The organism is Lentzea sp. NPDC037011, assembly GCF_055607425.1.
Genome location: NZ_JBVJRT010000016.1, coordinates 65785 through 87148, shown reverse-complemented (window position 1 = coordinate 87148; position 21364 = coordinate 65785). Strand labels below are relative to the sequence as shown.

The following is a 21364-nucleotide window of genomic DNA, read 5'->3' as shown; positions in this document are numbered from 1 at the left end:
CGCCCCATGCCGGAGATCGAACTGCGGTGGCCGCACGAGGCAAACCCCCGGCTGCGCGCCGAGATCCACACCGTCGTGCACGACGTGGTCGCTGCCGGCGGCGCCGTCGGCTACCACTCGCCGCCGGGTCCGGACCGGATCTCGGCGTGGCTGGACGGCGTTCTGGAACAGGTACGCGACGGCGACGCCGCGTTCGTGACCGCCGTGGTCGACGGCGTGGTGCGCGCCGTCGGGTTGTGGCGGCGCGGGGGCACCGCCGTGTTCCAGCACCGCTGCGAGGTTCAACAGGTCATGGCCCACCCAGCCGCGCGTGGGCTCGGGCTGGGGCGGCTGGTGGTGCAGGGCTTGGTGGACAGCGCGCGGGCGGCCGGGTTCGAGATCGCCATGCTCGGCGTGCGCGGCAACAACCACGGGGCGATCGAGCTGTACGAGCAGCTCGGGTTCCGCGAATGCGGGCGGATGCCCAACGCGATCGCCGTCGGGGCGGACCGCTGGGACGACGTGTGGATGTACCTGCCGCTCGGTCATCCCGAGGGGACGCGGTTGAACGGCTCTTCGCCGGGTGGGCTGGGGTCAAGCCCTCGGCGGGGAGCTGGGTTTTGATCGAGCCGAAGGCGAGGCGTTTCGAGCTCTTCCTCGGGCTTTGGCGGTGGTGGCTTCCCCGTCGAGCGCTCCGATGGTCCTGCCGGGCCTGAGAGGGGATGTCGAGCGCAAGGACACGCTCCCGCAGGCGTCCCCTCAGAAACAGGACCCCCTGATCAACCCGACTGTACTCAGCGGGTCTGACAACCAGGGGGTCCGGCGAACTCAGACGGCTCGGACGCTCAAGCGCCCAAGCTCAACGCGCTCAGCTCACCGCTTCACGCAGAATCCTCACAACCTCAGAGGTTCGGGAACCAGATCTTGATCTCGCGCTCCGCCGACTCCGCCGAGTCCGAGCCGTGCACGAGGTTGTACTGCACCTCGGTGCCGAAGTCGCCGCGGATCGTGCCGGGCGTGGCCTTCTCGACGGGGTCGGTGCCGCCGGCGAGCTGGCGGAACGCCGGGATGGCGCGGACGCCCTCGACGACGAGCGCGACCAGCGGGCCGCCGGTGATGAAGTCGACGAGGTCGTTGTAGAACGGCTTGCCGTCGTGCTCCGCGTAGTGCTGCTCGGCGGTAGCACGGTCAGCCGTGCGGAGCTCCAGCGCGGCGAGCTTGAGGCCCTTGCGCTCGATGCGGGCGATCACCTCGCCGACCAGACCACGCTCGACGCCATCGGGCTTGACCAGAACCAGGGTGCGCTCGGACACGACGGTGTGACTCCTCGAAAACAGGTACGGGATGTCCGCACAGGGTAGCCGCGCCCGCGCGGTGCACGTCGGGAGGGCTGTGACCGGCGATACGCCATAGTTCTGCGGGTGGATGCAAAGCACACCGGGTCCGCGGTGACCGGCGCCGCCGTTCTGTTCGTCCTGCTCAGGCTGCTGGCCGTGTCGCACTATGATTGGCACACGGCGTTCGCGCTGCTGCACACGCTGGAACTGGATGACGCGCCAGGGTTGTTCCTCGGCACGTTCATGGCGGACGACCGGATCAGCACGGTGTTGCTGATGGTGGTCACGCCGGCGACCTTCTTCTTCTACCTCCGCACGCGCAAGGACCCCGAGCGGGCGAACACGACGGCGTTGCTCACGTTGATCGTGCTCGTGGCGTTGATGGTGTCGCACACGCTCACGTACCACCGGTGGTGGATGCCGCTCGGCGCGGTCGCGCTGGGGGTGGTGTTCGTGCTGGTCATCAGGAACGCGCGGTGGTTGCTGCACTGGTTCGCGTGGCTCCTGGCCGGGACGGCGCTCGCGGTGGCGGCGGTCGTCAGCACGCCGTGGGTGCCGAAGGAGCGGATCAACGACTCCGAGGACGTCTACGTGTTCGAGACGAGCCCCGGTTACCTCAAGGTGCTCAAGGCGCAGGACCGCGAGTTCGCGATCCTGCGCTCCGAGGACGTCACCAAGCGGGTGGAGCTGGCGGACCACTGACGCCGGGTGGCGTCAGCTCTGGTGGACCAGCCGCTCGGGGGCCGCACCGGTGCTGAGCACGCTCGCGCCAGCTTGCCGTCCTCGGCCTGCTTGTCCAGGTACACGAGCATCGGCAATGCGATCACCTCGCAAACGATCCGCGGTTCTGAAACGAAACGGGCGGTGAGTGGCACGCGCCGCCACCCACCGCCCGCTCCCCCTCAGTGCACGAGCACCGGCTGGGCGTCGCGGGACACCGCGACCTGCCGGAGCACGAACACCGCCAGTGCCAGCGCGACCGCCACCAGGCCGGCGCTGATCCAGAACGCCAGGTGGAAGCCCGACGTCAGCGCCTCCAGCCGGCCGACGCCGGACGCCAGCAGCGACGAGGTGTACGTGGTCGAGGTGGTGGCGAGGACGGCGAGGCCCAGTGCGCCGCCGACCTGGGCGGTGGTGTTCACCAGGCCGGAGGCGAGGCCCGCCTCGTCGTGGGCGGCGCCGGACATGGCCAGCGTCATCAGCGACGGGAACGCCAGGCCCATGCCGATGCCGACCGGTGCGACCGCGGGCAGGATGTCGGCCACGTACGAGCCGTCGACCGGCACCTGCGTGAAGACGACCATGCCCACCAGCATCAGGACCAGGCCGAGGATCAGCATGTTGCGCTCGCCGAACCGGGTGTTCAGGCGGGCCGAGAGCGACACCGAGAACACCGCGATGGCAACGGCGACGGGCATGAATGCCAGGCCGATCTGCAACGGCGTGTACGCCAGCACGAGCTGCATGTACAGGGTGCCGAGGAAGAACAGGCCGAACATGCCCGCGACCATCGAGATCTGCACGAGGTTCGCACCCGTTACGTTCCGCGAACGGAACACGCGCAGCGGCAGCAACGGCTTGGTGGCGTGTCGTTGGCGCAGGACGAACGCCACCAGCAACGCCACCGCCACGGCGCCGAGGGCCAGGGTGTGCACCGAGCCGAAGCCGTAGTGCTCGGCCTTGACGATCGTGTAGACGCCCAGCATCACCGCGGCGACGATCAGCAGCGCGCCCAGCACGTCCGCGCCCTCGCGCAGGCCCAGGCCGGGTGAGTCGGGCACCAGGCGCACGGCGGCAAGGGCGGCCACGATGCCGATCGGGATGTTCACGAAGAAGATCCAGTGCCACGACATGGCGTCCGTGAGCACGCCGCCGAGCAGCAGGCCGATGGACGCGCCCGCTGCTGCGACGAAGCTGAACACGCCGATGGCGCGCCTCTGCTCGTCGGGCTTCGGGAACATCGTCACGACCATGCCCAGCGTCACGGACGTGGCCAGCGCGCCGCCGGCGCCCTGCACGAACCGCGCCACGACGAGCATCTCGGAGCTGATCGACAGGCCGCACAGCAGCGAGGCGGCGGTGAACACGCCGAGGCCGATCAGGAACACCCTCTTGTGCCCGACCAGGTCGCCGAGGCGGCCGGCGAGCAGCAGCAGACCGCCGTAGGCGATCAGGTACGCGTTCACGACCCAGGCGAGGCCCGCCTGGCCGAACTTCAGGTCCTCGTCGATCGCGGGCAGCGCGACGTTCACGATCGTCTGGTCCAGCACGATCATCAACATCCCCGCGCACAGCACGATCAGCGCCGGCCAGCGCGAATCCGTCTTCGGTCCCCCTGTTGTCATAAGAGGGACCGTAGCAGATAGTTTTTTACGGGACTATCTGTTACCCGATCGCCTGGCGCAGCGCCCTCTTGCGCGGGGGCTTCTCACAGGGGACGACGGCACCGAGACGACCCTCGACCAGCCTGGTCAGGCCGTTGACGAGACCGGACCGCTCGTCTTCCGGCAACGACAGCAGGACGCTGTTCACGACGTCCGCGTACACGTCGTCGGCCTGCTCCGAGATGGACCGGCCCTGCTCGGTGACGACGACGACGCGGGCGCGGCGGTCCGTCGGCGACGGCCTGCGCTCGGCGAACCCCGCGGCCTCCAGGGCGTCCATCGTCACGACCATGGTCGTCTTGTCGATGCTGACGATGTCGGCGATCTCGGTCTGCGTGCGGTCCGCGTCGAGAGCGGTCGCCAGGACGCAGCGGGCTCGCGGAGTCAACCCGATCTCCGCGAGCCTCGCCGTCAGTTCGGTCTCCAGTGCGTGACCTGTGCGGTGCAACAGCATCATCAGGTCGGTACACCCCTTCGTGCCCATGAGCACTAAGGTACCAAACTATTTTGTTATAAACTGTTTTCCAGCGGTACTACCGCTCCAGCACCACGACCGACCGCGCGGCTCCCGCCTTCTTCTCGCTGGTCACCGGCTTCCAATCACCCGGCGGCAGCGCGATGGCCTGGTCTTCCGGGTACGGGTTGATGACCACGAGCACGCCGCGCCGGGCCGGGTCCACGTCGGGTCCGACGGTGTCGTCGACGTGCATGACGACCACACCGGACCGCGCCGCCGGGAACGACACCTTCTGCTGCACCAGGTCGGCCGACCCGAGCGAGAACAGCGGTGAGGACTGCCGGATCCGCAGCAGCTCCAGCGTCGCGTCCAGCGCGGCCTTCATGTCCGCGGACGCCGGCTTCGGCAGCGACAGCAACGGCTTCGCGTACGGCCACTTCGCCTCGTTGTCGGCTTTGGGCGGCAACCCACGGCCGAAACCGTTGTCGCGCAACGACGGGTCGTACCGGTTGAACCAGTCACCGGAGTCGTAGCTGTTGCGGTCCAACGACTTCGAGCGCAGGAACTCGGTGCCCGCGTGCACGAACGGCCGCCCCTGCCCCAGCAACACCGGTGCCAGCGCCACCGTCTGCATCTTCACCCGGTCCGCCATCGACGTCTCGGGCTTCAGCTTGTACGTCAACGCGTCGAACAACGCCTCGTTGTCGTGCGCGTCCACGTACGTGATGGCCTCCAACGGCTGCCCGGTGTACCCGGCGGCGGTGCCGTTGTACTGCACGTCCCGGCCGGTGACGACCGGCCCGGCGGTGGACTGGAAGCGGTACGACGCCATGTTGCCGGCCATGCCGAGCTTCACCAGGTCGCTGTAGTTCTCCAGCCGTGCCGCGACGTTCCCGTTGGCGGGCGAGGAGTTCACGTCACCGGCCAGACCGGAGCCGAGGCCCTGCACGCGCGGGTCGTCGTCGAACGGCCCGCCGCCGCGCACCGCGTCGCGCAGCCGGTCGCTGAACGTGCCGATGCCCGTCCCTGCCATGTTCGCCTGCGTGGCCTGCTCGAACCGGGCGTTGCCCGCGACCTCGCCGAAGTCCCAGCCCTCGCCGTAGACGCCGATCTTGCGCCCGTCCACGCCGTCGCGCTCCACCGTCAACGCGTCCAGAGCGGCGCGCACGGCGAGGATGTTCGCCTTCGGGTGGTGGCCCATCAGGTCGAACCGGAACCCGTCCACCTTGTACGTGCGGGCCCACCGCACCACCGAGTCGACGACGAGCTTGCCCATCATGGCGTTCTCGGTCGCCGTGTTCGCACAGCACGTGGAGTTCGCGACCGACCCGTCGAGGTTGAGCCGCTGGTAGTAGCCGGGCACGACCTTGTCGAGCACCGAGGTCGGTGCGTCGCCGAACGCCGCCGTGTGGTTGTAGACGACGTCCACGACCACGCGGTTGCCGTTGTCGTGCAACGACTTCACCATCTCGCGGTACTGCTTCGAGCGGGCCCAGCCGTTCTGCGCGTCCGCCGTGGCGTAAGAGCCCTCGGGAACGTCGTAGTGGAACGGGTCGTAGCCCCAGTTGAAGCCGTCACGGGCGGCCACCGCGCCCACGCAGGCCTGCTGCTGGTCCGAGTCCGCGGGCAGCGACGGCAGGTCGCACGCGGGCGTGGCCTGCTCGGAGCGCTTCTCGGGGATCGTCGCGATGTCGAACGTCGGCAGCAGGTGCACGGTGTCCATGCCCGCCGCGGCCAGCGTCCTGAGGTGCTTCATGCCGACCGAGTCACGGTGCGTGAACGCCTTGTACGTGCCGCGGTCGGCGGCCGGAACGGACTCGTCGCCGATCGAGAAGTCCCGCACGTGCAGCTCGGTGATCGCACCGACCATCCCGCGAGCGACGTCACGGGACCACCCGGCGGGCATGGTCCGGCTGTCCTCGAGGTCCGCGAACTGCGAGTGCGTCGAGTTCACCGACAGCGCCACGGAGTACGGGTCGGTGACCACGACCGTGCGCTGCCAGTTGGTGACCTCGAACTGGTAGTACCTGTTCTCCCAGTCGCCGGAACCGGTCCACGACCCCGAGGCGTCGTCGCGCTTGAGCTGCACGACCTTCCGCGGCTCACCGGAGGGCTGGTCGAACAGGCGCAGCTTCACGTTCTTCGCCGTCGGCGCCCACAGCCGGACCGATGCGCGGCCGTGGTCGAAGGTCGGCCCGAACGCCAGCTTCGTCGCGGCGGCGGCATAGCGGTCGTCCAGCACGCCCGCGATCTGCACGCCCGTCCGGTGCCGGATCGCACCGCCCGCGTCGACGTGGACGGCGGAGAGCTTGTCCCGCAACGCTTCGTCGACGAACCCGCGCACCGCGAACACCGGCTTGCCCTTGAGGTGCGGGAGCCGCGCCGGCACCGCCTCGGTCGTCGGCGAGAGCCTCAGCACGCGTGAGCCGTGCTCCAGCCGGTAGCCGTCGGACTGCACGACCGGCACGTCCCACACGACCCTGTCGCGCGAGATCCAGATCGCCTTCGCCTTGGTCAGGTCGTCATCGGCGGCCGGACCGGCGTTCGGCGGCAGCAGGTAGGTCTCGTTCCCCTGCAACTGCCACACCTCGTTCCCCTTCTGCCCCAGGTCGAGGAACTGGTCGGGCCCGGGGTCCTTGGCGTCGCCGCGGTGGACGAGGTAGCTCAGCCCCGCGGCGCCCGCGGCGAGCGGCACCGACCAGTACACGCCGAACCGGTCCCGCCCGTCCGGCACCCGCGACTGGTTCCAGCCCGGTGACGGCTCCGCGGAGCCCGTCCAGTGGTACATCGTCCAGTCGGTGTAGTCGCCGTCCGGCCGGTTGTAGTGGATCACCGCCCGGTTCTCGGCCGCGGCCGGGGAAGCGTGCACCTCGCCGTTCGCCACCCACGCGTGACCGCTCGTGAACTTGCCGGACGCCTCCACGGTCGTCCCGCGCACCACCGAGAAGTCGGTGGTCGGCGGCAGTTCCGCGATCCCGTTCGAGAACGGCACGTCGGCACGTCCGGCCACGCGCACCACGGCACCCGTGGAGTCACCGACGTGGTGCACGACCGCCTTGCCGGTGGCCGCCTGCTCGGACGGGTGCACGGCCGGGTCGCCCTGCTTCAGCCACACCTCGGGCGTCACGCTCGGGTCGACGACCCGGTCGGCGTTCGTGTCCTTCTCGTCGCCCTTGTGCGCGATGATCCCGACGGACTTCGCGCCCGGCTTCAGCTTCACCCACGCGAACCGCCCGTAGGTGTCCTCGCCGGCGAACGGCAGCGGCGTGCTCCACTCGGTCGGCGTCTCGACGTCGCCCCAGACGTGCAGGCCCCAGCCGTCGTAGTCGCCGCGCGCGTAGTGCACGACCAGCCAGTCCGGGTTCTTCGTGCCGGGGTCCGGCAGCGGCGGTGCGGCCACGAGCGACACGAACGCGCCGTCCGCGCCGATCTCGCCGGACTTCGCGACCACCCGCAGCTCGACGCGCTTGCCCACGGCCGCACCCGGCAGCGCCGACAGGTCCGCGAACACCCGGTACGGCGCCGCGTCGTCGGTGCCCAGCACGGTCCAGTCGGACTTGCCCTCGACGCGAGCGGCGAAGGTGGCGGCCGCGTTGGCCGTGCCGATGCCGTCGGCACGCAGCTCGACCCGTTCGTCCAGCACGGTTCCGGCGGCCGGGGCGACCAGCACGGGCGCCGGCTTCGACTTGGCGACGTCGCTGGTGCCCTTGAGCACCAACGCCGACAGCGCGGGCACGGTCACCGTGACACGGCCGTTCTGGACCTGGGCGTTCTCGAACCCCGCCGAGGACACCGGGACCGTCACCGTGGCAGGCGCGGTTCCGGCGTTCGCGACGACGAGGTGCTCACGACCGAGGATGCGGCTGAACGCGAACACGTCCCCGTCGGCGTACCGCAGCACCTGGTTGCCGTCCCGCCACACGGGGTCCTCGTCGACCTGCGCCGCGAGGGCCTTGAGCTGCTGGTACAGCGGGTGCGCGGTGTTGAAGTTGTCGACGGCGCCGGTGCGGTCGGAGCCGATCAGCTTCTCCGCCACGTACTCGGGCGTCTTCGAGGCGAACATGTCCTGGCGCGCCAGCTTGTCGCCACCCGTGCCCGCGAAGCCCTGCTCGTCGCCGTAGTAGACGACCGGGTTGCCGCGCCACAGGTACATCAGCCGGTTGCCGAGCTTGAGGCGCTCCAGCAGCTCGGCGTCGGTGATGCCGGGCCGGTCGTTGCGGATCATCCACGCGACCCGGCCCATGTCGTGGTTGCCCAGGAACGTCGGCAGCGACGAGGCGTTGGAGTCGGCGTCGGTGTAGCGGTCGTCGTCGAGCAGCACCTCGCCGAGGCGCTGGGCGCCCTTGCCTACCAGGAAGCTCACGGCGCTGCTCTGGAACGGGAAGTCCAGCGTGGCCTGCATCCGGCCCTCGGTCGTGTACTTCGAGGTGTTCTCCGGTGAGGAGTCGAAGACCTCGCCGAACACGAAGAAGTCCTTCTTGCCCTTGCGGTTCGCGTACTGCTTCACGTGCGGCGCGAGCGCCTGCCAGAACTCCAGGTTGACGTGCTTGACCGTGTCGACCCGGTAGCCGTCGATGTCGAGCGTGTCGATCCAGCTGGTGAAGATGTCCTTCATGCCGTTGACCACGCGCGGGTGCTCGGTCATCAGGTCGTCGAGCCCGGAGAAGTCGCCCTGCTCGCTCGACTCACCGGAGAACGTCGAGTCGCCGCGGTTGTGGTAGAGCGTGGAGTCGTTGAGCCACAACGGGAACTTCGTCGGGCCGTCCTTGACCGGCGTGTACGGGAACGACTTGGCCGCGTCCAGCTTCGGGAAGTCCTTCCGCCCCGCGTGGTCGGCGAGGTCGAACGGCTTGCCCGAAGCGTCCAGGTACGGCTGCGCGCCCGTGGACACGTACGCGTTCTTGCCCTCGGCGTACTTGATCACGTCGGCGGTGTGGTTCGCGACGATGTCGAAGAACACCTTGATGCCACGCCGGTGCGCGTCGCGGATCAGCTCGCGCATCTCCTGCGTGGTGCCGAAGTGCGGGTCGAGCTTGGTGAAGTCGATGGTCCAGTAGCCGTGGTAGGCGGCGCTGTCGCCCTGCACCCAGCGGTTGAGGAACATCGGCGTCATCCAGATCGCCGTGATGCCCATGCCGTCGAGGTAGTCGAGCTTCTGGTGCAGGCCCTTGAGGTCGCCACCGTGGTAGAAGCCCTTGTCGGCCGGGTTGAACCCGTTCTCGGCGCTGCTGCTGCGACCGCGGTCGTTGCGGGGGTCGCCGTTCGCGAACCGGTCCGGCATCACGAAGTAGAAGCGCTCACCCCGCAGGTCGTCCCGCTTGGGCGGCAAGGCGAGTTTCAAGTCACCGGCGCGCACACCGGGCGCGATATCCACCACCTCCCCCACGGCCAGGCGTTGCTCCGGTGGAGCGGCAACGGCCTGGACGGGTGTGAGAGGCAGTAGGACCAGTGCAGCGAGCGCGGCGACGACCCGACGCATCGCGACCTCCTTGTCGCAACTTCTTGCAGGGTTGCTGCACGAAACCACGAGAAACAGGGGGAAACAATACGTCGGGGCGTGCAAACATTTGCGGTCAGCGGGTCGGGCGGTGGTAGGTCGGCACCACGTGCAGCGGGTGGACGCCCCAGTCGGTGATCGCCTGCAACGCGAGCTGGCCCAGCCCGACCACGTTGTTCGCCGCCGCCGGGGCCTCCAGCGTGGGCAGGCCGTTGAACTGGGTGTTCGCCGACGGCGCGGGGGACGCGGAGGCGATCGCGACCGGGTCGCCGTCGAAGAGGCCCTGCACGGTCAGCAACACGTACGGGTCCTGCTTCAGCTCGTTCTCCAGCTGCTCGACGAAGATGTGCTCACCGCGTTTCGCCGCGGCGAACACGCACCGGCCGAGCCGTTCGAACGCCTCCCGGCACGCCTCCGGTGTCGCCGCCGCCAGCGCCTCCTCCTCGCTCACCCCGGTGAGCACGGTCTTGGTCCCGGTCGTGGCGTCGCCGTAGCGGTTCGGGATCAACAGCTCGCCGGTGTCCTGGTCGAGCAGCACGACGTCGCGGAACCGGTGGCCCGGCGAGTGGGCGCGGGTCAGCACCCCGGAACCGAGCCGGCTCGACAGCGCGTCGTCGGGCAACCGCCAGTACGTCCGCTGCTCCCCCTGCTGCAACGCCACGCAGCCGCCGACCGGGATGCCCGGCACCGCCGTGGCCAGCTGCCCGCTGAACTGCGCACGCACCTCGTCCGCGAGGCTCTCCGGCGTGCCCGGCGCCTCCGTCGTGCCCGCGTGGCGGTGGAAGGTGACCGCCATGTCCAACGGGTGCGGGCCCCATTCGAGCGCCGCGTGCAGGACGAGCTCACCGATGCCGCGCAGGTTCTCCGCCGTGACGGGCGCCCTGATCCCCGGGCTGCCCTGGAACGGCGTGTTCTCCGAGGGCGCCGGCGAGCACGAGACGAGCACGACGTCCTCGCCCTCGTGGTGCTGCATGCTCAGCACCGCGAACGGCTCCGACCGCCCGACCTGGTGCGTGATCGGTTCGATCGTGAGGTACTCGTTGCGGCCGTCGGCCATGTCGGCCAGCCGCCCGAGGCCGCGGTAGGCCTCCTTGAGCGCCTCGGGCGTGACCGCCGCGTACGCCTCGTCACGGGTGACCGGCTGGAGCCGGGTGTGGACGCCCAGGGAGGCGCCGTCGGTCATGAACCGGTCCATCATCAGGGCGGTTCCGGTGCGCTCGTCGACCACGAGCACCTCGCGGAACCGGGCCTCGCCGTGTGGGGAGCGACCCAGGGTGCCACGGCCGAGCCGGTGCGGCACGGCCTCGCCGACCAGCTTCCAGTAGGTGGTGCGTTCGCCGATCTGCAGCGCGATGTGGCCGTTGACCGGGAGGCCGCACTCGGCATTGACGAGCTGGGAGTTGAACACCGCGTCCACCTCCGGCGGGAGCTGCGGCGCCGGTGGTGCCACGAACGCCGGGTCGACCCGTGCGGTGCTCACGAGCTGGTGCATCAACCGGCGCACGCGCGACAGCGGGTGGTCGGGGAAGCGGCTGTCGAACCGCGGGTCGTCGCCCGCGTGGAACGGCAGCCGGCCCTGCACCTGCGGCGCGTACGGGTGCGGCAGGACCCAGCGCTGGAACCCGATCTCGGCGGCCAGCACACCCTCGCGCACGCCGGTCGTGCCACGTTCCTCCGCCACCAGCGACAGCACCGCGTGCGCGTTCACCCCCTGCACGGTCAGCGAGAGGCCGAACGCCTGGCCGGGCCGGTTCCCCAGCGGCACCTTGGCGATCTGCAGCAGCGCGGGCACGTCGCCGAGCTGGACGACCTGCGCCTCGACGAGACAGCCCGTCGGGGCGTAGCGGACCGCGAGCTCACGCCGCAGCCCCTGCAGGTCGTCCAGCCCCACCGGCAGGTCGGCCGGGCCGTCGTAGACGGTCAGCGCGAGCCGGTCACCGCCTCCGTGGAGCCAGGAGTTCTCTTCGTGCTGCTGGAAGCCGGTGGTGTCGAACGTGATGGGCACGCACCAACCCTATTGCGATCTTCAGCGCGCGTTGAGCGTTGTGGACCAGAGCGCTGCGCCGGATGCGTCACGCAGCCACACCGTGAGCTCGTTCCGGTCGGCCCTGACCTCGCCGAAGTGCTGGAAGGCGTCGAGCGGGCTGGTGTTCGCGGCGGGCGGTGCGTGCACGAACACGGCTTCGGGACCGAAGGTCGGGTCGAGCGTGTTGGGGCCGAACGCGCCGGAGTGCAGCGGGCCGGACACGAACTCCCAGAACGGGTCGAAGTCGCCGACGGCGGCCCGCTCCGGCGAGTAGTGGTGGGCGGCGGTGTAGTGGACGTCCGCCGTCAGCCACACCGTGTTGCGCACCCGGCGCCGCTTGAGCTCGCGCAGCACCCACGCGATCTCGTGCTCACGGCCGTTCGGTGCGCCGGGCAGGCCGTTCGCCACGCCCTCGATGTCGGTGCCGTCCGGCACGGTCAGCCCGATGGGCAGGTCGGCGGCGATGACCTTCCACGTGGCGGTGCTGCGCGCGAGGTTGTCGACGAGCCACTTCGCCTGCGCCGCACCGAGGATCACGCCCGGCTGGTCCTTCGGCGCGGTGTTGCGGTCCTTGTAGGTGCGCATGTCGAGCACGAACACCTCGACGTTGCGGCCGTAGGCGAACTTCCGGTAGACGCGGCCGTCCACGGCGCGGTGGCGGTCGATCGGCATCCACTCGTGGAACGCCTGGAACGCCCGTTGCGCCAGCACGTCCACGCGTTTCTCGGTGTAAAGAGGATTGTCGAGAAGCTCACCCGGATACCAGTTGTTCGTGACCTCGTGGTCGTCCCACTGCGCGAAGACGGGGACCTCGGCTGCGAACCGGCGCACGTTGTCGTCGAGCAGGTTGTAGGCGAACTGGCCGCGGTACTCGTCGAGCGTCTCGGCGACCTTGAGCTTCTCCTGCGTCACGACGTTGCGCCAGATCCGGCCGTCCGGCAGCGTCACCGACTCCTTCAGCGGGTTGTCGGAGTAGACGCTGTCCCCGCTGTGGATGAAGAAGTCCGGGCGGCGGTCGGCCATCGCGCGGAAGATCGGCATGCCGCCGATGTCGGGGTTGATGCCCCAGCCCTGGCCAGCGACGTCACCGGACCACACGAACCGCACCTCGTCACGGCCCAGCGGCGCGGTGGTGAAGCTGCCGGTGACCGGTGCGCTGCGGGTGCGGCCGTGCAGGTTCTCCGCCGTCACGCGGTAGTAGGCGCGGCGGCCGGGCAGCAGGCTCGACACCCGGACGTGGCCGGTGCCACCGGTCTCGGGCGTGAGCAACGGGCCGCGGATGCGCCGGGAGAAGCGGAACCCCGGGTCGTTCGACACCTCGACGAGCATCCGGGAGGGGCGGTCGGCGCGGGTCCAGACGATGCCACCGTCCCAGGTGACGTCACCGGACTGCACGCCGTGCGTGAGCAGCGGCCGGTCGGTCTTCGCGAGGCTGGGCCCGGTCGGCACCAGCGCAGCCGCCGTGCCCAGCGCGCCTGCCTTGAACAACGTGCGTCGGTCGAAGGTCATGGGCGGTTTCTAGTCGCCGGTTCTGACCACAGCCCCAACCGCGGGTGAACTTCGTTCCGGCCGGTGTGCTTGACCACCAGCCAGCGGCCGGGCCGGCAGCTGCCGCGGCGACTGCGTGGCCCGCGCAGACGGCGCTCGGCAGGTCATGACCCGCCGCCTTCACAGAAAAAGGACGAATTCGCGGGGGCCGCGAACTCGTCCTCTCACCGGTCCTTCGTCAGCCAGCCTGCTGCTGCTGGGACGGCAGCCGTCCCTCGGCCATCCGCTTGAGCAGGTCCTTGCGCAGCCACAGCAGGTACGCCCACACCAGCGCGAAGATCACGCCGATCACGCCGAGCGCGGGCAGCAGGACCCACGTCGCGATCAGCAGCACGTGCAGGCCGATCAGCACGCCGATGGCCCACGGGCGGCGGACGAACGCGCACAGCGCGATGAAGGCGACGATGAAGCCGAACGTCACCCAGCCCACGAGCGAGGTGACGCCGCCGTGCAGCTTCGCGATGACCGGCAACGCCAGCGCCACGACGATGACTTCGAGGATCAAGGTGCCCGCCATGATGCCGCGGAACGCCTTCATCGGGTCCTTCTTCGGTGCCGGCACCGGGTTCTCGCTCATGCCGGTTCCTTTCCGAACAACGCGCGGGCCTCACCGGCGGTGACGACGGAGCCGGTGACGATGACACCGCCGCCGGACAGCTCGTCCTCGGTGAGGTGGATGGCCTCGTCGATCGCGTCGACCAGGCGGGGGCGGACCTCGAAGCGGTCCTCGCCGAAGATCGGCACGGCGAGACCGGCCAGCACGTCCGGGTCCATGGCGCGCGGCGACGAGTTCGTGGTGATGACCAGTTCGGACACCACCGGTTCCAGCGCCGAGAGGATGCCCTCGGCGTCCTTGTCCGACATCACGGCGACGACGGCCACGAGCTTGCGGAACCCGAACTCCGACTCCAGCGCCTTGGCCAGTGCCGCGGCGCCGTGCGGGTTGTGCGCGGCGTCGACGAAGACGTTCGGCGCGGAGCGGACCCGTTCCAGCCGGCCCGGTGAGACGACCGTCGCGAAGCCCTCGCGGATCGCCTCGACGTCGAGCTGCCGGTCGGTGCCCGCGCCGAAGAACGCCTCGACCGCGGCCAGCGCCAGCGCCGCGTTCGCCGCCTGGTGCTCCCCGTGCAGCGGCAGGAAGATGTCCTCGTAGACCCCGCCGAGGCCCTGCAGCGTCACGAGCTGGCCGCCGACCGCGACCGAGCGGGAGACGACGCCGAACTCGCTGCCGAAGCGCGCGACCGTGGCGTCGACCTCGGCCACGCGTTCCAGGACGACCCGCATCGCCTCGGGCGTCTGCTCGCCGATGACGGCGACCGAGCCGGGCTTGATGATCCCGGCCTTCTCGGTCGCGATGTCCTCGATCCGGTTGCCCAGGTACTCGGTGTGGTCGATCGAGATCGGCGTGAGGATCGCGATCTTCGCGTCGGCGATCGAGGTCGCGTCCCACGTGCCGCCCATGCCGACCTCGACGACCGCGACGTCGACCGGTGCGTCGGCGAAGGCGGCGTAGGCCATGCCGGTGAGCACCTCGAACTTGCTCATCCGGATCTCGGACCGCGCGTCCACCATCGCTACGTACGGCTCGATGTCGCGGAAGACCTCGACGTAGCGCTCGGGGCTGATCGGCTGGTTGTCGAGGCTGATCCGCTCGGTGGCCAGCTGCAGGTGCGGGCTGGTGTAGCGGCCGGTGCGCAGGCCGATGCGCGTGAACAGCGCGTCGACCATGCGCGACGTCGACGTCTTGCCGTTCGTGCCCGTCAGCTGCACGACCGGGTAGCTCGTCTGGGGGTCGCCCAGCACGTGCGCCAGCGCCTTGATCCGGTCCAGCGACGGCTCGAGCTTGGTCTCGGGCCAGCGCTGGTTGAGCTCGTTCTCGACGTCGAGGAACTCGTCGAGGTTGGTGTCCATCGGTTACTTCTCCGGCAGCGCGGCCAGGCGCTCGTTGATGCGGGTGATGTCGGCCTCGGCGGTGGCCTTGCGCTCCTCGATCTTGGCGACGACGTCGGCCGGCGCCTTGGCGAGGAAGCCCGCGTTGCCGAGCTTGCCCGAGGTCTGGGCGAGCTCCTTCTGCGCTGCCGCGAGGTCCTTCTCGAGGCGCTTGCGCTCGGCCACGACGTCGATCGCGCCGGACAGGTCCAGCTCGACCTTCACCGCTCCCTTGGGCAGGCCGACCTCCAGCGTGGCGGAGACGGTGAAGTCCTCGCCCGGCTCGGTCAGGCGCGTCATCGAGCGGACCGACGGCACCTGGTCGGTCAGGCCGACGCAGCACGCGCCGCGGACCTTGCCCGCGACCTTCTGCCCCGGCTTGAGGCCCTGCTCCGAGCGGAACCGGCGGATCTCGGTGGCCAGCTTCTTCAGGCCCTCGACCTCGGCCTTGGCGTCCGCGTCGCGCTCGGCACCGGAGGCCTGCGGCCACGCGGCGACGACGAGCGACTCCTCGCCGGTGAGCGTGGTCCACAGCGTCTCGGTGATGAACGGGACCGCCGGGTGCAGCAGGCGCAGCAGCGTGTCGAGGACGTGGCCCAGGACCGACTGCGTGGCCTCGACCCGGCCGTCGGCGATCTGGACCTTCGCGATCTCCAGGTACCAGTCGCAGAACTCGTCCCAGGTGAAGCTGTACAGCGCCTCACAGGCGCGGGAGAACTGGAACGCCTCGAAGTTCGTGTCCACCGTGGACACGAGGGCGTCGAGCTCGTCGAGGATCCAGCGGTCAGCCGCCGTCAGCTCGTCGCGGGCGGGCAGCGGGCGGGCCACCGTCGCACCGTTGGAGAGGGCGAACCTGGTGGCGTTCCACAGCTTCGTGGTGAAGTTGCGGGAGCCGGCCGCCCACTCCTCGGCGACGGCCATGTCCGAACCGGGGTTCGTGCCGCGCAGCAACGTGAACCGGGTGGCGTCCGCGCCGTAGCGCTCCATCCAGTCCAGCGGGTCGATGCCGTTGCCCTTGGACTTCGACATCTTCTTGCCGTGCTGGTCCCGGATGAGACCGTGCAGGAAGACGTGGTCGAACGGCTGGACCTCGTCCATCGCGTACAGGCCGAACATCATCATCCGGACGACCCAGAAGAACAGGATGTCGTAGCCGGTCGACAGAACGCTGGTCGGGTAGAACTTCTTCAGGTCCTCGGTGGAGTCCGGCCAGCCCAGCGTCGAGAACGGCCACAGGCCCGAGGAGAACCAGGTGTCGAGGACGTCCTCGTCCTGGCGCCAGCCCTCACCGGTGGGCACCTCGTCGTCGGGTCCGACGCAGACGACCTCGCCGTTCGGGCCGTAGTAGACCGGGATGCGGTGGCCCCACCAGAGCTGGCGCGAGATGCACCAGTCGTGCAGGTTGTCGGTCCAGTCGAAGTAGCGCTTGTTCAGCTCGGCCGGGTGGATCTTGGTGCGGCCGTCGCGGACGGCGGCGGACGCCTTGGCCGCGATGCCCTCGACCTTGACCCACCACTGCAGCGACAGCCGCGGCTCGACGACGGTGTTGCAGCGCGAGCAGTGCCCGACGGAGTGGACGTACGGCCGCTTCTCCGCCACGATCCGGCCCTCGGCGCGCAGCGCGGCGACGATCGCCGGGCGCGCCTCGAAGCGGTCGAGCCCGAGGAACGGGCCGGGCACGGTGATGGTGGCGCGGCCGTCCATGACCGTGAGGTTCGGCAGGCCGTGGCGCTGGCCGATCTCGAAGTCGTTCGGGTCGTGCGCGGGCGTCACCTTGACCGCACCGGTGCCGAACTTCGGGTCGACGTGCGCGTCGGCGACGATCGGGATGCGGCGGCCGGTCAGCGGCAGCTCGACCTCGGTGCCGATCAGGTGCCGGTAGCGCTCGTCGTCGGGGTGGACGGCGACCGCGGTGTCACCCAGCATCGTCTCGGCGCGCGTGGTCGCGACGACGATCGACGCGTCCCCGTCGCCGTAGCGGATCGAGACGAGCTCGCCCTCGTCGTCGCTGTGGTCGACCTCGATGTCCGACAGCGCCGTCTGGCAGCGCGGGCACCAGTTGATGATCCGCTCGGCCTGGTAGATCAGACCGTCGTCGTACATCTTCTTGAAGATCGTCTGGACGGCGCGCGACAGCCCCTCGTCCATGGTGAAGCGCTCGCGCGACCAGTCGATGCCGTCGCCGAGCCGCTTCATCTGGTCGAGGATCTTGCCGCCGTACTCCTCCTTCCACTCCCAGACGCGCTCGACGAACTTCTCGCGCCCGAGGTCCTGCCGCGACAGGCCCTGCTTCGCGAGGTCGCGCTCGACGGCGTTCTGCGTCGCGATGCCGGCGTGGTCCATGCCCGGCAGCCACAGGACCTCGTAGCCCTGCATGCGGCGGCGGCGCGTCAGGGCGTCCATCACGCTGTGGTTCATCGCGTGGCCCATGTGGAGGCTGCCGGTGACGTTCGGCGGGGGCAGCACGATCGTGAACGGCGGCTTGTCGCTCTTGACGTCCGCCTCGAAGTACCGCCGGTCGACCCACCGCTGGTACAGCTCCGCCTCTACCTCCGCCGGAGTCCACGCGGCGGGGAGGTCAGGACGCTGGGTTGCGGTGTCGAGTTCAGTCACAGCTGACAAGTCTACGGAGGCGTGGCTATCGACTTACACCGAGATACCTGCTAACGGACGGGCGAGCCCCTAAGATCCGCGGGCTGTGAGCATTCCGGGGGGAATCGAAGACCATCCCGACCTGAAGGACGACGCCTGGCTCCGCGCGGCGAACAGACGCGCGAAGCAGGACATCCGCAGGCAGCGCAGACAGGCCCGCATGCGCAGGCACGGCGGCAAGGTCGTGTCCGCGGTCGCGCTCGTCGTCATCGTCGGCGTGGTCGTGGGGCTGTACAGGGCGGGCACGTTCGGCGAGCTGTCGATGCCGGACCTGCGGGGTTCCCACAAGGGCGTCGACACCGCGCAGCCGTACGCGCGGACACCGGCCGAGAAGTGGGCCGACGGGGAGGCCGGGATCGTCGCGCCGGACCAGGACCCGCGGTACGCGCCGATCTACGAGGCGGCACGCGGGGCGATCATCGCCGCGCACCTGGACCCGAGGATGGTGGTCGAGCGCGACCGGGCGCCGTTCCTCGCGCTGCTCGCACCCGAGGTCGCCGACCACTTCGAACCGGTGCAGGACACGGTCCTGTGGACGCGCACCAAGGCGGGCACGGCGTTGCTGCCGGTGCCGGTCAAGGTGGACGGGCGGATGTGGCCGGGCCAGGACGAGAACGGGCTGCCGGTCGTGCACACCAGCTACCGGTTCGCCTACGCGTTCGAGCCGGGCGAGATGCGGAACTCGCTGTTCGAGCAGACCGACCTGCTCGCGATGGTGCGGGCGGACGTGGACTTCCAGCTCGACGCCGAGGGGCTGTGGGTCACCAGGGTCGACGGCTACCACTACCTGATGGCCTGCCAGGCGTCGAAGGACGGCTACCTGGCGCCGATGTTCACCGAGAAGCGGCAGCGGGACGACGGGGGCAGCGGACGCGGGCCCGACGAGTGGTTCGCGTCCGACGCGCCGATCCCCACCGAGAGCGGATGCCACTGATCACTCGTTCAGAGGTGCCGATCGACCGTGACGGCGATCACAATTGACTGTCACGGACCGTTCAACCCCTTGGGGCCCGTGATGGCGACGCCGCCGCGTTCTTCGGGGGCGCTGGCGGCGCCGACGTCCATCGGCGTTGAATGAAGGACATGAGCAGCAAGCCTCCGCAGCACGACGTCGACGAGTCCGCGCTCGAAGTGTCCACGCCGAAGAGCTGGGCAGCGGGTGTTCCGGGTGTCCTCGTCTCGCTCGACCGCGCGGTCGAGCAGATGGGCGTGACCCGGACGGTCAAGACGTTGCGCCTGCTCAACCAGCGCGAGGGGTTCGACTGCCCCGGCTGTGCGTGGCCGGAGCCGCAGGGCCACCGCAAGATGGCGGAGTTCTGCGAGAACGGCGCGAAGGCCGTGGCCGAGGAGGCGACCAAGCGCCGCATCGGGCCGGAGTTCTTCGCCGCCCACTCCCTCGAGAGCCTGCGGACGAAGACCGACTACTGGCTCGGGCAGCAGGGCCGGATCACCGAGCCGATGGTCCTGCGCCCCGGCGCCACCCACTACACGCCCATCGACTGGGACGACGCGTTCACGCTCATCGCCGACGAGCTGACAGCGTTGTCAGCGCCGGACGAGGCGATCTTCTACACCTCCGGCCGCACCAGCAACGAGGCCGCGTTCCTCTACCAGCTGCTGGTCCGCTCGTTCGGCACGAACAACCTGCCGGACTGCTCGAACATGTGCCACGAGTCGTCCGGCTCCGCACTGAACGAGACAATCGGCATCGGCAAGGGCTCGGTGTCGATCAAGGACTTCGACCTCGCCGACCTGATCGTGGTCATCGGCCAGAACCCCGGCACGAACCACCCGCGCATGCTCAGCGCGCTGGAGGACGCCAAGAAGAACGGCGCGAAGATCATCGCGATCAACCCGCTGCCGGAGGCGGGCCTGATGCGGTTCAAGAACCCGCAGAACGTCGCCGGCGTCGTCGGCCGCGGCACCGCGCTGTCCGACGAGTTCGTGCAGATCAAGGTCGGCGGCGACCAGGCGCTGTTCCAGGCGGTCGGTCACCTGCTGCTGCAGTGGGACAAGCTCGACAAGGCGTTCATCGCCGCGAAGACGCACGGGTTCGAGGCCTACGCCGAGAGCCTGCGCGAGCTCGACTGGGACCGCGTGCTCACCGCGACCGGCCTGACCCGCGAGCAGATCACCAGGGTCGCCGGCATGTTCGTCGACTCGCAGCGCACGATCGCGTGCTGGGCCATGGGCCTCACGCAGCACAAGCACAGCGTGCCGACGATCCGCGAGATCACGAACGTGATGTTCGTGCGCGGCATGATCGGCAAGCCGGGTGCGGGCCTGTGCCCGGTGCGCGGCCACTCGAACGTGCAGGGCGACCGCACGATGGGCATCTACGAGAAGATGCCGGAGAAGTTCCTGCTGGCGCTGGAGAACGAGTTCGGCATCTCCGTCCCGCGCAAGCACGGCTTCGACACCGTCGACGCGATCAACGCCATGCGCCACGGCCGCGGCAAGGTGTTCATCGCGATGGGCGGCAACTTCGTCAGCGCCACCCCGGACACCCCGGTGACCGAGAAGGCGCTGGAGCAGTGCTCGCTGACCGTGCACGTCTCCACGAAGCTCAACCGCTCGCACGTCGTGCACGGCCGCACCGCGCTGATCCTGCCCGCGCTGGGCCGCACCGAGAGCGACGTGCAGCACTCCGGCGAGCAGTTCGTGACGGTCGAGGACTCGATGTCGGTCGTGCACCGCTCGCGGGGCCGCCTGGCGCCCGCCTCCGACCGGCTGCTGTCCGAGGTCTCGATCGTCTGCCGGCTGGCGCGCAAGGTGCTCGGCGCCGCGCACCCGGTCGCCTGGGAGGAGTTCGAGAAGGACTACGACGTCATCCGCGAGCACATCGCGCGCGTCGTGCCGGGCTGCACCGACTACAACACGCGCGTGCGCCAGCCGGACGGTTTCGTGCTGCCGCACCCGCCGCGCGACTCGCAGGAGTTCGCGACGGCCACCGGCAAGGCCAACTTCACGGCGAACGAGCTGACCGTGCTGGAGGTGCCGGAGGGCCGGCTGCTCATGCAGACCCTGCGCAGCCACGACCAGTACAACACCACGATCTACGGCCTGGACGACCGCTACCGGGGCGTCAAGGACGGCAGGCGCGTGGTGTTCGTCAACCCGGACGACCTCAAGGCGCTCGGGTTCTCCGATGGCCAGATGGTCGACATCGTCTCGGAGTGGAAGGACGACCCGACGGGCGTCGTCGAACGCCGCGCCGAGTCGTTCCGGATCGTGTCGTACCCGACCGCGCGCGGGTGCGCGGCGACGTACTTCCCTGAGGCGAACCCGTTGGTGCCGCTGGACTCCAAGGCCGACATCTCGGGTACGCCGACCTCCAAGTCGGTGGTCGTGCGGCTGGAGCCGGCGGCCTGATCAGGCGTGCCGGACCCGGACGGACAGCCGTAACCGGCGCCGCTCGGGTTCGGCCGCGGGTTCCTGCTCGGTCTTCCTGACGAGCCGGCGCGCGGCGGCGTCGGCCTCGAAGTCCTGCTGACGGGACTTCGCGATTGCGAACACGTGGTCGTGCGGGATCATGCGAGCTCTCCTTCGAGTCGG

General features: G+C 69.7%; 14 protein-coding genes. 4 read left to right on the top strand and 10 right to left on the bottom strand.

Annotated elements, in window-relative coordinates:
* Nucleotides 1-6 precede the first annotated feature (6 nt).
* Nucleotides 7-603: a GNAT family N-acetyltransferase gene (locus ACZ7CH_RS36510; protein ID WP_470376023.1), complete on the top strand. Its 597-nt coding sequence runs from the start codon at nt 7-9 to the stop codon at nt 601-603.
* 278 nt (nt 604-881) lie between these two features.
* On the opposite strand, the gene ndk is transcribed toward ACZ7CH_RS36510, so the two are convergent.
* The gene (gene ndk, locus ACZ7CH_RS36505; protein WP_053735616.1) at nt 882-1292 is read right to left on the bottom strand and encodes a nucleoside-diphosphate kinase; all 411 of its coding nucleotides are present in this window, start codon (nt 1290-1292) and stop codon (nt 882-884) included.
* A gap of 108 nt (nt 1293-1400) precedes the next feature.
* Here ndk and ACZ7CH_RS36500 point away from each other — a divergent pair, with 108 nt between their 5' ends.
* Nucleotides 1401-2018, top strand: coding sequence for a DUF4153 domain-containing protein (locus tag ACZ7CH_RS36500; RefSeq protein ID WP_458433931.1), 618 nt, complete (start codon nt 1401-1403; stop codon nt 2016-2018).
* Between the two features lie 200 nt (nt 2019-2218).
* Here the strand turns inward: ACZ7CH_RS36500 and ACZ7CH_RS36495 are convergent, their stop codons facing one another.
* The 8 genes from ACZ7CH_RS36495 to ACZ7CH_RS36460 form a co-directional block, all read right to left on the bottom strand.
* A complete protein-coding gene (locus tag ACZ7CH_RS36495) occupies nt 2219-3661 on the bottom strand; it encodes a DHA2 family efflux MFS transporter permease subunit (RefSeq protein WP_470376022.1) in 1443 nt (480 codons plus the stop codon).
* Nucleotides 3662-3701: 40 nt separating this feature from the next.
* A complete protein-coding gene (locus ACZ7CH_RS36490) occupies nt 3702-4184 on the bottom strand; it encodes a MarR family winged helix-turn-helix transcriptional regulator (protein WP_470376021.1) in 483 nt (160 codons plus the stop codon).
* 49 nt (nt 4185-4233) lie between these two features.
* On the bottom strand, nt 4234-9636 hold the full coding sequence (pulA, locus tag ACZ7CH_RS36485; RefSeq protein ID WP_470376020.1) for a pullulanase-type alpha-1,6-glucosidase: 5403 nt from the start codon (nt 9634-9636) through the stop codon (nt 4234-4236).
* 94 nt (nt 9637-9730) lie between these two features.
* On the bottom strand, nt 9731-11659 hold the full coding sequence (locus tag ACZ7CH_RS36480; RefSeq protein WP_470376019.1) for a hypothetical protein: 1929 nt from the start codon (nt 11657-11659) through the stop codon (nt 9731-9733).
* Between the two features lie 21 nt (nt 11660-11680).
* Nucleotides 11681-13189, bottom strand: a complete 1509-nt coding sequence (locus ACZ7CH_RS36475; RefSeq protein WP_470376018.1) for an alkaline phosphatase D family protein — start codon at nt 13187-13189, stop codon at nt 11681-11683.
* 217 nt (nt 13190-13406) lie between these two features.
* Nucleotides 13407-13805, bottom strand: a complete 399-nt coding sequence (locus ACZ7CH_RS36470; RefSeq protein ID WP_360399451.1) for a DUF4233 domain-containing protein — start codon at nt 13803-13805, stop codon at nt 13407-13409.
* Nucleotides 13802-15139, bottom strand: coding sequence for a bifunctional tetrahydrofolate synthase/dihydrofolate synthase (gene folC, locus ACZ7CH_RS36465; protein ID WP_458433937.1), 1338 nt, complete (start codon nt 15137-15139; stop codon nt 13802-13804). Before folC ends, ACZ7CH_RS36470 begins: the two co-directional genes overlap by 4 nt.
* 3 nt (nt 15140-15142) lie before the next feature.
* Entirely contained in the window at nt 15143-17770 is a 2628-nt protein-coding gene (locus ACZ7CH_RS36460) for a valine--tRNA ligase (protein WP_470372167.1), read from the bottom strand.
* An 85-nt stretch (nt 17771-17855) separates the two neighbouring features.
* On the opposite strand from ACZ7CH_RS36460, the gene ACZ7CH_RS36455 reads away from it, so the two are divergent.
* Both ACZ7CH_RS36455 and ACZ7CH_RS36450 read left to right on the top strand, forming a co-directional pair.
* Nucleotides 17856-18743 (top strand): hypothetical protein, encoded by an 888-nt coding sequence (locus ACZ7CH_RS36455; protein ID WP_470376017.1) that lies wholly within the window; start codon nt 17856-17858, stop codon nt 18741-18743.
* Between the two features lie 149 nt (nt 18744-18892).
* Nucleotides 18893-21181 (top strand): FdhF/YdeP family oxidoreductase, encoded by a 2289-nt coding sequence (locus ACZ7CH_RS36450; RefSeq protein WP_470376016.1) that lies wholly within the window; start codon nt 18893-18895, stop codon nt 21179-21181.
* On the opposite strand, the gene ACZ7CH_RS36445 is transcribed toward ACZ7CH_RS36450, so the two are convergent.
* Complete coding sequence (locus ACZ7CH_RS36445; protein WP_360399466.1) at nt 21182-21343, bottom strand: hypothetical protein; 162 nt, start codon at nt 21341-21343, stop codon at nt 21182-21184.
* Nucleotides 21344-21364: the final 21 nt, after the last annotated feature.

Excerpts from the sequence above, each read along its gene's own strand:
- ACZ7CH_RS36510 (WP_470376023.1), top strand. The coding sequence starts at position 7 with ATGCCGGAGATCGAACTGCGGTGGCCGCACGAGGCAAACCCCCGGCTG.
- ACZ7CH_RS36490 (WP_470376021.1), bottom strand. The coding sequence starts at position 4,184 with ATGGGCACGAAGGGGTGTACCGACCTGATGATGCTGTTGCACCGCACA.
- ACZ7CH_RS36495 (WP_470376022.1), bottom strand. The coding sequence starts at position 3,661 with ATGACAACAGGGGGACCGAAGACGGATTCGCGCTGGCCGGCGCTGATC.
- ACZ7CH_RS36450 (WP_470376016.1), top strand. The coding sequence starts at position 18,893 with ATGAGCAGCAAGCCTCCGCAGCACGACGTCGACGAGTCCGCGCTCGAA.
- ACZ7CH_RS36445 (WP_360399466.1), bottom strand. The coding sequence starts at position 21,343 with ATGATCCCGCACGACCACGTGTTCGCAATCGCGAAGTCCCGTCAGCAG.
- ACZ7CH_RS36475 (WP_470376018.1), bottom strand. The coding sequence starts at position 13,189 with ATGACCTTCGACCGACGCACGTTGTTCAAGGCAGGCGCGCTGGGCACG.
- pulA (WP_470376020.1), bottom strand. The coding sequence starts at position 9,636 with ATGCGTCGGGTCGTCGCCGCGCTCGCTGCACTGGTCCTACTGCCTCTC.
- folC (WP_458433937.1), bottom strand. The coding sequence starts at position 15,139 with ATGGACACCAACCTCGACGAGTTCCTCGACGTCGAGAACGAGCTCAAC.
- ACZ7CH_RS36470 (WP_360399451.1), bottom strand. The coding sequence starts at position 13,805 with ATGAGCGAGAACCCGGTGCCGGCACCGAAGAAGGACCCGATGAAGGCG.